The sequence below is a fragment of the Flavobacterium sp. GNP010 genome (assembly GCF_056428945.1).
In genome coordinates, this window is sequence record NZ_JBWJVK010000055.1 from 1 (window position 1) to 11,376 (window position 11,376).

The following is an 11,376-nucleotide window of genomic DNA, read 5'->3' on the forward strand; positions in this document are numbered from 1 at the left end:
TTATGTTTTAAATCGCTGTAAACGTGAATTTTGTAAGTAATTTTTTTTTCGCTCATAAGCACGCTCCAAAGCAGAAGGTAACAAAATGGATAATAAAATGAGCTTTGCGTACCTAAACGCATGCGTATCTTACCTGGCTGTATTTCTTAAATCTTTCGGAATTCGTTCTTTGTTTATGTTTGTATAGCTCTTCCCCTTGTCTGAATCTTTCAAAATAGCCTGCCTTAACAGTATTATATCAAAAAAATACTTGAGATCGATAAAAAATGGTTTTCCTTGTATACTAATCGCTTTATCATTTTCTCCTATTATATAAGGTAACTGATTTTGGGTTGGCGTTAGTTCTTATCCTCTGGATTGCACTGTTTGTCCTAATTATTCTGGGCGCGCGTTAGGGATAGAAGCGAATAGCCCACAGTTAAGTGAAGTGCAACGGAACTTAACGAGGACTTGTAGCGTATAGCCCGACTCCTTATATATAGAAAGGCGATTATCCTTTTCGATAATCGCCTTTCTATATATAAGGAGGAACGCCAAAAAAAAACTACTTTTTCAGCTTTTCAGCTCTAGATTCCCAAGAGTCAGTTAGATTATCATAATCAACTGGTTTAGCCGGATTCTGATTTTGTAATCTTCCCGAATCGAAAGCCCGCACTAATATCGTTTCTATCAGGTAGTCTTCATTAACGTCGAAAGGCGCATACTTTGTTTTCAAATTGATGTCAAACATACTTGCCGCCGTATTAGACCAAAATGCTTTCCAACCACTTTTGAGATTTTTGACCAACTCATATGTTGTAGTGCCTGTTTGTCGATGAATCAATTTGACTAATATTTGGCCTTGTTTACGAGAAAGCTTTTTAAGTTTAGCTTCGAACTCATTACTCAAATAATTCTCTACTATCTTGAAGTATCTTTTTTTCTCCTTATTTGTTTTAAGGTTTGCCATTCCTTTATTAAGAATGGTTAATCTCTCAGACGCTAGTTTTGCATAAGGATAGGTTTTATACACTCGACTTTGTAGCAGTAAAAATTGCTTTCTTGCATCGGGATCCATTTTTCCCTTATATATTAACACTTCGGGTAATTGAATAGTATCATTCAGTATCGATTCGTCATCTTCTAACTCATAACCCATCTTTGTAGTATCCTGAGGTATGACCTGTGCATTAAGAGACAGGGTGGTAAATAAACAAAATAACAAAAATTTAATTAGCTTCATATAGGGAAATTTAATTGCCAAAATTATACATTATATACACAAGTGTAATGCCAAATTTATAATTTAGCAAAAAAATAATTTTATGAGCACTAAATCAATATTAAACAAGTCATCACTTGATTTTTTAGAAAACTACCTTAATAATGCATCACCAACAGGTTATGAAAGTGGCGGGCAGAAATTATGGATGGAATACCTGAAACCTTATGTAGATACTTTTATAACGGATACTTATGGTTCTGCTGTTGGTATCATAAATCCAGATGCACCTTATAAGGTAGTGATTGAAGGTCATGCTGACGAAATTTCATGGTACGTTAATTATATTACGGATGATGGATTAATCTATGTGATTAGAAATGGTGGTTCAGATCACCAAATTGCACCTTCAAAACGCGTTAACATTCATACTAAAGCAGGAATCGTAAAAGGTGTTTTTGGCTGGCCGGCTATTCATACTCGTAATAGAGGAAAAGAAGAAGTGGCAAAAGTGGATAATTTATTCATTGATATTGGTTGTGAAACAAAAGAACAGGTAGATAACATGGGAGTTCATGTAGGTTGCGTGATTACGTATCCTGATGAATTCATGATTTTGAACGAAAACAAATTTGTTTGTCGCGCCATTGACAACCGTATGGGTGGCTTTATGATTGCCGAAGTAGCTCGATTGTTACACGAAAACAAAATAAAACTTCCTTTTGGATTGTATATCACCAATTCGGTTCAGGAAGAAGTAGGTCTTCGTGGTGCAGAAATGATTACCAAAACCATCAAGCCAAATGTTGCGATTGTCACTGATGTTTGTCATGACTCTACTACTCCAATGATCGAAAAGAAAATTGAAGGTGATACAAAAATTGGTAAAGGTCCTGTAGTAACTTACGCCCCTGCTGTTCAAAATAATTTGAGAGAATTAATTTTAGAAACCGCTATTGCAAATGAAATTCCGTTCCAAAGACTGGCTTCTTCTCGTGTTACGGGTACGGATACCGATGCTTTTGCATACAGTAATGGCGGCGTAGCTTCGGCTTTGATATCCTTGCCTTTGCGTTATATGCACACTACGGTTGAAATGGTGCATCGTGATGACGTTGAAAACGTGATTAAATTGATTTACGAAACCTTATTGAAATTAGAAAACGAAGAAACATTCTCTTATTTCAAATAGTTTTTAGGAGCTAATCCCGCTATCTGTTGCAATCTTTCTAGTCCTGAACTTGTTTCAGGATCCTGAAACAAGTTCAGGACTAGAAAGGATTTCCACTTTTATCGGGGCTAAAAACCGCAGTTCAAATTATGAATTGCGGTTTTTTTGTTAACTTTACTCATACAATTCATAAAAATGCAAACCACTGCCAAATCAATCCAAGCGTATTTAGAAGAAATCCCCGAGGATAGAAAAATTGCTTTTGCAAAACTTCGGAAAACTATACAAGAGAATATTCCGAATGGATTTGTTGAACAAATGTCTTACGGTATGATTGGTTATGTAGTGCCACATTCCATCTATCCAAACGGATATCATTGTGAACCAAAACTCCCGTTACCCTTTATAGCTATTGCTTCGCAAAAAAATTTTATTGCGCTTTACCATATGGGAATTTATGCTGAACCGAAATTACTGCATTGGTTTGTCACCGAATATCCAAAACACAGCAAACAAAAATTAGATATGGGAAAAAGTTGCATCCGATTTAAGAAAATGGACCAAATCCCTTTTAATTTAATTGCTGAACTCGTCCAAAAAATAGCAGTAGAAGAATGGATAGCTTGTTATGAATCATCATTCAAAAAATAAAAAACCGCAATTCAAAATTATGAATTGCGGTCTATATTTAAACTTATGTCAAATGTTCTATCTGTTCGCTAGATATTCTAAAACATTTTTCTCTATTCTTTCATCTATATTAGTGATATCTGCTTTTACGAATTTTTCTCCTAAGATATTTTCGTATAATTCAATATATCTTTCAGAAACAGTTTCTATATATTCGTCTGTCATATTAGGAATTTGTTGCCCTTCCAGTCCTTGAAAACCATTTTCGATTAACCAACGACGAACAAACTCTTTCGATAATTGTTTTTGTTCTTCTCCGCTGTTTTGACGTTCCTGGTATCCTTCTGCGTAAAAATAACGAGAAGAATCCGGTGTGTGAATTTCGTCAATCAAGACAATAACCCCTTCTTTAGTTTTTCCAAATTCATATTTAGTATCGACCAAAATCAATCCACGGCTTGCAGCAATGTCAGTTCCTCTTTGAAACAAATCTCTTGTGAATTTTTCTAAAACAAGGTAATCTTCTTCAGAAACGATTCCTTTCGATAAAATATCCTCGCGAGAAATATCAGCATCGTGTTCGCCGTTATCTGCCTTGGTTGTCGGCGTAATAATAGGTTCTGGGAATTTATCATTTTCTTTCAAATAGTCAGGCATTGAAACTCCGCATATTTCTCTTTTGCCAAGTGAATATTCACGAGCAGCATGTCCCGAAAGATAGCCACGGATTACCATTTCTACTTTGAAAGGCTCACATAAATGACCCACGGCTACATTAGGATCAGGAGTTGCAATTAACCAATTAGGTACAATATCCTGTGTCAATTCCATGAATTTAGTTGCAATCTGGTTTAGAATTTGACCTTTGTACGGAATTCCTTTTGGCAAAACTACATCAAAAGCAGAAAGCCTGTCTGTAGCTACCATGACCAGAAGTTCATCATTGATATTATACACTTCTCTTACTTTACCGCGGTAAACAGATTTCTGGTTTGGAAAATTAAAATCAGTAGTTGTGATGGTGTTGCTCATTATGTTAGTTGTGTGTGTTTATTTTTGTTCCTGCAAATTTAAAACTATTTCATAGAGTTTCGCAATGAACAGAACTCTTAAATTTCAGTTTCAGCTCTAAAATTATTTTTTTAGTAACGTCTCATTAAATAAATTTAAGATTCGGCTGTATTCATCGACCCAAGAATAGGTTTCTTTAAAACCATGAGCTTCCACCGGAAAACTTGACAAGCTCCATTTTTTCTTTCCTAATTCGATAAAACGCTGAGACAAACGAACGATATCTTTGTATTCTACATTGTCATCGACCATTCCGTGAAGCATCAATAAATCGCCTTGTAAATTATCTGCAAAATAGATTGGAGAACTTTTTTTGTAAGCATCTGGATCTGTTTCTGGGAAATTAAGAATGTTTCCTGTGTAGCCATGATTGTAATGCGCCCAATCCGTAACAGAACGTAATGCTGCACCAGAAGCAAACTCTTTTGGAGTCGTCAGCATTCCCATCAACGTGATGAAACCTCCATAAGAACCACCATAAATCCCAACTCTTGACGCGTCAATCCCATAATTTTCTACAAGATAATTCTTGCCGTCAATTTGATCTGTTAAATCATTTCCGCCCATAAAACGGTAAATTCCTGTTCTAAAATCACGTCCGTATCCATCACTTCCTCTATAATCAATATCCAAAACGGTATACCCTAAATCGACCAATAAATTATGAAACATGTATTCTCTGTGGTATGTACTCCAATAGTTGTGTGCGTTTTGCAAATAACCTGCACCATGAACAAACAAGATTGCAGCTTTATTCGCATTGGCAGTTTGTGGTTTGTATAATCTGGCATTTACAGGAGTTCCATCCTGCGCTTTGAAAGTAATTACTTCCGGTTCACGCCATGAATATCCTTTGAAACTTTCCGATTTTGAAAACGTTATCTGATTTAAGTTGGTATTCATTTTATTAGGCGCTACGTACAATTCCCAAGGTTTATTTTTATACGAATAACGAACCAATACCGTACTTTCATCTGGAGACAAACTCACTTCATGAGCGCCATCTTTAGTTAAAATAGGTTGCAAAACGGCATTTGCCACGTCTACTTTATAAAAATTTCTGTTTCCCGGATGAGTAGTCGTTGTGTTTAAATAAAAAGACTTTTTGTCTTTTGACAAACTTACGTTACGCACTTCCCAATTTCCTTTGGTCAACTGTGTTTTCTTTTTTGACTTTAAATTATAAGTGTATAAATGAGAATAACCCGTTTCTTCTGATTGGAAAAAAATAGTTTCATTATCTCCCAAAAATCCAAGTGTACCTCGTGCGTAAGAATTAGAAGGGATTCCAGGTCCTCCTATCCAAGCTTCATCATGTTGATGATCTAATTCTTGAAAAGTTCCATTTTCTAAATTTAAACTAACAATCCATCGGTCTTTATTGTCCTGACTTCTTATTTCACTAATTGCATATGAACCGTTTTCATTATAAACAGGTTCTTGAACTACAATTAGTTTGTCCTTTTTTGCTGCAGTTTTTGATTTTTCATACAACTCAAAATATTTGGGAACATCCTGAATGTGACTCAACGATGAAAAATTCACAAAATAAACAGAATCTTTGGCGATGTTATAAATCCCGAATTTAGTAGCCAATACATTATCTACTGAAACTTTTTCTTTCGTTTCTTCAATTTGGTTATAACCATCGGATGTTATAAAAAGTTCCATTTTTTCACTCTTGCGTTCTGAATCTTCTATTAATCTAAAGGTGGCGAAGTTTCCTTTTGGATCCACTTTCAAACTTCCAAAGGTATTTTTCCCATAAAAATAGGGCTTTGGAAAATCAGATTTTGTAGCTTTTGATTTTGCCAAATTCCATTTTTTAAGTGCTTCTTGATCTCTGACAAATTGAAACAATTCCTCTTGTTGGTTTTTCAAAAAAGACTCTTTATCTGTGGTTTTCTCATCTGATTTTCCTTTACGAAAGTTTGTGATTTGAATAATGGAACCTTCATTTGTATTGAACTGAAAAAGATTTTCATTTTGTCTGAAATAAAGCACTCCTGGTACAGCACCCATTTGTAAATTAGCAATCGGACTACTTTGCTGATAGAGTTTTTTTGAGGTTTTACTTTTCAAAGAATACGAAAATAGTCTTCCTTTATCGATGTAATAATACAAATCGGGATTGGTAGTTTTTTTGAAATCTAATTTCGAAAAAGCAGCTTCATTTGGTGATGCCAATTCAGGTTTTGATAATCCGTTTTTCCAATAATAAGTACTAGTTCCCAATTCATTATTTGGATTCCAATCAAAATACACTTTTTGTCCATCTAAAGACCATCTTTCGTTTTCTGGAGAAACTCCAATGAAAGCATTTCCTTTCATGATTTCTTCGAGTTTTAGCGATTGACTTTGAGCTGAAATTGAAAAAAGAATAGCGATGATAACAGTAATTATTTTATTCATTTGTTTAATTTGTTTTAAAATAGGTTTATTTGGGTTTTGCATGGATATTAAAGAATTAAAATTTTGCTTTTAAGGCATTTGATTCATACGATCTTAAAAAAAATGATATTGTAGCTTCAAAAAAATCGATACCTTCTTGAAAGACTCAAAAATACATATTGCGATGAATCTTGCTAAATGCTATCTGCTTATAGTTTAACAACACATTTTGCTCAAGCAACACAATCAAAACAGTTTAGTGTTTATAAAAATGCCTTTTTAACTATCTATTCCTAACCGTGTAGCTTACTATTTTTTTATGGCAATACTACAAAAGCAATATACTTCAAAAATTAAAAATCGGTATTTTTAACTTCTTTTATTTAGTTAAAGATTTTTACAGCAATGGTTATAAATAAAACTTAAACGGTCTATCAATAAATTAACTTTTTATCTAAATTAAATTTTACAATTTATTAAGTTTTTATTATATTAGTAAAAATTTTAAATATATCATATGAAATCATTTGTTTTAAAGTGGTATCCAATAATATTAGCGTTCATTTGCATGTTATATTCAATTGGGTTAGGATTAGCCGGAAGGCAACAAGAAGCATTGTATTCGGCTCATTGGCCAGGAACAATTTTATTATTCGCAATAGCAATCCGTCAAAGAAGAAAACCATGAGTATCAGTTTTTTTATTATTGGAGGCATAATTTTTTTAATTTATATGTGCCTAACGTTTTGGAACATTTTTTATTCGAATAAAAAACAAAGGGAAGAAAATTATCCCAATTTAAACGATAAAATTGTAAAGGACAAAGATGAAAATATTTAATTATTAGTTGTAAAAGTACAGGAAAGTTGTAATTTTATTTTATCTAGTTATAATATTATTCATTTTTTAATGTAAGTAAGACTTGGGAATATATCAATTTTAAACACCATTTCTATCAGCTTTACATCGCACGAATCATTACTTCTAATTTATATTTATTTTAAAGTCAAAAAATTAACTTCATTAATTCAGCTTTTTATGCAAGAATTAATGAAGTTTTTTTTTATTTGTTAATTCAAATTTTACACTTGACAATAAGTGCTACAAAGTACTATCTGTTTATTTCATCCTATCAACTTGACTAAAATTAAGACATTTGATTGTCGATGTGACTATAATTCTAATCGTTATTTTCAATCATTTTATAGGCATCAATTACTTTTTTGACTAATCTATGTCGAACAATATCTTTGTCATCCAGATAAATGATTCCTATACCATCAATATCTTTTAAAACCAGTAAAGCTTCTTTTAGTCCAGATATGGTTCTTCGCGGTAAATCGACTTGGCCAGGATCTCCAGTAATCATAAACTTAGCGCTTTTCCCCATGCGGGTTAAAAACATTTTCATTTGAGAATGCGTCGTGTTTTGCGCTTCATCCAAAATTACAAAAGCGTTATCGAGCGTTCTACCGCGCATGAATGCCAATGGCGCTATCTGAATAATTCCCTTTAAAATGTAATCTTCTAATTTTTCATTGGGTAACATATCGCGTAAAGCATCGTAAAGGGGTTGCATGTACGGATCTAATTTTTCCTTCATATCTCCGGGTAAAAACCCTAAGTTCTCCCCTGCTTCTACCGCCGGACGCGTCAATATGATGCGTTTAACTTGTTTTTCTTTTAAAGCTTTAACAGCCATTGCAACTCCAGTATATGTTTTTCCGGTTCCTGCAGGACCAACAGCAAATACCATATCATTTTTTTCCATGGTATCGACCAGTAATTGCTGGTTGGGTGTCATCGGTTTGATGATTTTCCCACCCACTCCATGTACTAAAATTTTATCGTGATCGGCCATTCTCTCCACCTGTTGCCCATCACTTAAAATCACACGTTCTATAACATTATTATCTATAGTGTTATAACGAGTAAAATGAAGCATTAACCGTTGAAAACGTTTTTCAAACTCGTCTAAAACCTCTTTTTCTCCAAAAGCTTTTATGGTTGTTCCCCGAGCGACAATTTTTAATTTGGGGTAGTATTTTTTAATTGTTTCAAGATGAGTGTCTTGAGCGCCCCAAAAGTCTTTTGGAGCGATGTCTATGAGCTCAATTATTCTTTCGTTCAAATGATACTATTTTTAGTGTTTTTAATTTAAAGTTAATCTCAATCCAATTCCGTTTAAATTGGTAATTAGATCCAGTCTTGGTTCATTGAATTGTTTGTATCCTGTTGCATTTTGATTGTTATAATCCGTAACTACATTCTTAATTTTATTAGAAAAACCAATTTTAACAGGAATCGCAATTAAAAGTTCAGCAAGGCCAGCAAAAGCAATAATCTTTGGAATTAATCTATCACTTTCATCAACATACACTCCATTCATACCAGATTCAAATCCTGAAATTACGTAAGCAAATGTTCCTGTAACTAATAATACTAGACCAGAAATAAGCAATATGTTGCCTATAGTTTTTTTTGTTCTGCCGATATTGTAATCTTTGAGAAGTTTTTCATTACTTTTTAATAAATGCCGTATCTGATGCGGTGAAATTTCATTGTTTTCAGTATCGGTAATGTTACCGTTAGAATTATAAACTAGTTTTTGTGAATGCGATTGTAAGCAACCAAAGAAGAAAAAAAGAAGAAAAAATAAAGGTTTGATCATGTGTTTGTTTTAAATTCAAATTAAAATTCTAATTAATTAAAGCCGAAAATACTTTAGCTTTGCGTTTCTCAAATTTAATGAAAATTAGGTTCATAAAACACCAATAGTTATAAACAAATTTATGTCAATAATTACCCTTACTTCCGATTATGGCTTGAAAGACCACTTTGTAGGTGCGCTGAAAGGGAAAATTTTATCTGAGTATTCCGAAGCAGTTATTATTGATATTTCACACGAAATAGATCCATTCAACACAGTAGAAGCAAATTACATAATTGGTGCATCGTATTCTAGTTTTCCAAAAGGTACCGTACATCTTATAGGAGTTGATATGGAATCCAATAAAGAGAACCAACATATTGTCATGCAATGGAACGATCATTATTTTATAGCTGCTGATAATGGCATTTTAAGTATGCTGTCGCAAAAAATTGTGCCACAAAAGATCGTTGCTATTACAATTCATGACCGTTTACCAAATGAAGCAACTGATCTCGATGTCTTTGTAAAGGTAGCCTGTCATTTAGCCAAAGGTGGTTTAATGAATGTTATTGGTAGAGAAATTAATACAATCAAGAAAGTCACAAATTTGCAAGCTACGCTATCAGATGATGGCAGTTCGCTCAAAGGAAATGTGATTTATATTGATCATTTTGGAAATGTTGTTACTAATATTTCAAAAAAATATTTCATTGAAGTGGCCAAAGGAAGACCTTACGAGATTGTTTTGAAAACCAAAAATATCAAAACTATTTTACCCAACTACTCTGCCATTGCAAGTTCTGATAAATATCCGATCAAATCATATGAAGGAGAAAAATTAGCCATTTTCAACGAAGCCGGTTTTCTGGAGATTGCCATTTTTAGAAGTAATCCATCCAAAGTAGGTTCTGCCAATAGTTTACTTGGATTGAATTATAGAGATATAATAAATATAGTATTTAGGTAGCTGTGTTCAGTAATCAGTTTAAAAATCATAAATCGTTAATCTAAAATCATAAATCCCAAATGTTTGTACGCATAGTAAAATTAAGTTTTCACCAGGAACATATTCCTGCATTTTTAGAAAACTTTGAGTTGATGAAAGATAAAATACGAAATGCGCCCGGAAATCGTTTCTTAGAATTGTATCAAGACAAAAACAACAAAAGCATTTTCTTTACTTACAGCTACTGGGAAACCGAAGCTGATTTGGAAAATTATAGAAATTCTGAGCTTTTTTACGATGTTTGGACATTCACAAAAAAATTATTCAATGACAAACCAGAAGCTTGGAGCGTGGATAAGTTAGTTACTTTGGTTTAAAGTTTTTTAGTTTAAAGTTGAGCAACTTTAAACTAAAAAACTTAAACTTTTAAACAAAAAATAAATGAAATCAATAGTATTACGAGAGATAAAATCCTTTTTTGGTTCGCCAATAGGCTACTTAGTTATCGCCATTTTTCTAATTATCAACGGACTGTTCCTTTGGGTTTTCGAAGGAGAGTATAATATTTTAAATACGGGTTTTGCAGATTTAACTCCATTTTTTACCTTGGCGCCTTGGATTTTGATATTCTTGATTCCTGCTGTAACCATGCGTAGTTTTTCGGATGAGAAAAAACAAGGAACATTAGAATTATTGCTTACCAAACCATTGAGTATTTGGCAAATTGTAAACGGAAAATTTCTTGGCGCTTTGCTTTTAATTGTAATGGCCATTATTCCAACCTTTATTTATGTTGCCATTATTTCTAGTTTAGGAATGCCAGAAGGCAATATCGATATGGGAAGCACCATTGGTTCTTATTTTGGATTATTGTTCTTGATAGCTGCGTATTCAGCCATAGGAATATTTACATCAACCTTGTCTGATAACCAAATTGTAGCTTTTATTGTCGCAGTATTTTTATGTTTTTTCTTTTATTTTGGATTCGAAGGTTTAGCAACTGTTGTTCCAAACATGTCTTCCATAATTGCTTCATTAGGAATGCAAGATCATTTCAAAAGTATGAGCCGAGGCGTATTAGACACAAGAGATATTCTTTATTTTACAAGCATAACCGTTGTCTTTCTATCCTTTACTGTTTATAAATTAAAATCTTTCAAATCGTAATGACTACTTCTAAGAAAAATAACCTAAAATCAATATTGATTATCCTTGCCGTTGTAGTGGTTGCGAATGTGATAGGAAGTTCCTTTTTTCATCGTTTTGATCTAACAAAAGATAAAAGGTACACGCTTTCCCTTACTTCTTTGAAC

At 33.2% G+C, this 11,376-nt stretch carries 11 protein-coding genes; 6 read left to right on the forward strand and 5 right to left on the reverse strand.

The window, feature by feature from the left end; all coding sequences use genetic code 11:
• Positions 1-544: 544 nt before the first annotated feature.
• Positions 545-1,222: a DUF4294 domain-containing protein gene (locus tag AC061C_RS14490; RefSeq protein ID WP_417979481.1), complete on the reverse strand. Its 678-nt coding sequence runs from the start codon at positions 1,220-1,222 to the stop codon at positions 545-547.
• A gap of 82 nt (positions 1,223-1,304) precedes the next feature.
• On the opposite strand from AC061C_RS14490, the gene AC061C_RS14495 reads away from it, so the two are divergent.
• Complete coding sequence (locus AC061C_RS14495; protein ID WP_478291770.1) at positions 1,305-2,393, forward strand: M42 family metallopeptidase; 1,089 nt, start codon at positions 1,305-1,307, stop codon at positions 2,391-2,393.
• A 174-nt stretch (positions 2,394-2,567) separates the two neighbouring features.
• Entirely contained in the window at positions 2,568-3,023 is a 456-nt protein-coding gene (locus tag AC061C_RS14500; protein ID WP_478291771.1) for a DUF1801 domain-containing protein, read from the forward strand.
• 57 nt (positions 3,024-3,080) lie between these two features.
• Here the strand turns inward: AC061C_RS14500 and AC061C_RS14505 are convergent, their stop codons facing one another.
• The gene (locus tag AC061C_RS14505) at positions 3,081-4,034 is read right to left on the reverse strand and encodes a phosphoribosylaminoimidazolesuccinocarboxamide synthase (RefSeq protein WP_478291772.1); all 954 of its coding nucleotides are present in this window, start codon (positions 4,032-4,034) and stop codon (positions 3,081-3,083) included.
• A 102-nt stretch (positions 4,035-4,136) separates the two neighbouring features.
• Positions 4,137-6,485, reverse strand: a complete 2,349-nt coding sequence (locus AC061C_RS14510; protein WP_478291773.1) for an alpha/beta hydrolase family protein — start codon at positions 6,483-6,485, stop codon at positions 4,137-4,139.
• 496 nt (positions 6,486-6,981) lie between these two features.
• On the opposite strand from AC061C_RS14510, the gene AC061C_RS14515 reads away from it, so the two are divergent.
• The gene (locus AC061C_RS14515) at positions 6,982-7,152 is read left to right on the forward strand and encodes a hypothetical protein (RefSeq protein WP_417970343.1); all 171 of its coding nucleotides are present in this window, start codon (positions 6,982-6,984) and stop codon (positions 7,150-7,152) included.
• Between the two features lie 492 nt (positions 7,153-7,644).
• On the opposite strand, the gene AC061C_RS14520 is transcribed toward AC061C_RS14515, so the two are convergent.
• Together AC061C_RS14520 and AC061C_RS14525 are read right to left on the reverse strand one after the other, a co-directional pair.
• The gene (locus AC061C_RS14520) at positions 7,645-8,595 is read right to left on the reverse strand and encodes a PhoH family protein (protein WP_417944780.1); all 951 of its coding nucleotides are present in this window, start codon (positions 8,593-8,595) and stop codon (positions 7,645-7,647) included.
• A gap of 21 nt (positions 8,596-8,616) precedes the next feature.
• Positions 8,617-9,135, reverse strand: coding sequence for a hypothetical protein (locus AC061C_RS14525; RefSeq protein ID WP_478291774.1), 519 nt, complete (start codon positions 9,133-9,135; stop codon positions 8,617-8,619).
• Between the two features lie 121 nt (positions 9,136-9,256).
• On the opposite strand from AC061C_RS14525, the gene AC061C_RS14530 reads away from it, so the two are divergent.
• The 3 genes from AC061C_RS14530 to gldF all read left to right on the forward strand — a co-directional run bounded on the left by AC061C_RS14530 (position 9,257) and on the right by gldF (position 11,230).
• Positions 9,257-10,084 carry an SAM hydrolase/SAM-dependent halogenase family protein gene (locus AC061C_RS14530; RefSeq protein ID WP_478291775.1) on the forward strand — a complete coding sequence of 276 codons (828 nt, stop codon included), beginning with the start codon at positions 9,257-9,259 and terminating at the stop codon, positions 10,082-10,084.
• A 59-nt stretch (positions 10,085-10,143) separates the two neighbouring features.
• Positions 10,144-10,440 carry a putative quinol monooxygenase gene (locus AC061C_RS14535; RefSeq protein ID WP_478291776.1) on the forward strand — a complete coding sequence of 99 codons (297 nt, stop codon included), beginning with the start codon at positions 10,144-10,146 and terminating at the stop codon, positions 10,438-10,440.
• A 64-nt stretch (positions 10,441-10,504) separates the two neighbouring features.
• Positions 10,505-11,230 (forward strand): gliding motility-associated ABC transporter permease subunit GldF, encoded by a 726-nt coding sequence (gldF, locus tag AC061C_RS14540; protein ID WP_478291777.1) that lies wholly within the window; start codon positions 10,505-10,507, stop codon positions 11,228-11,230.
• Positions 11,231-11,376 lie beyond the last annotated feature (146 nt).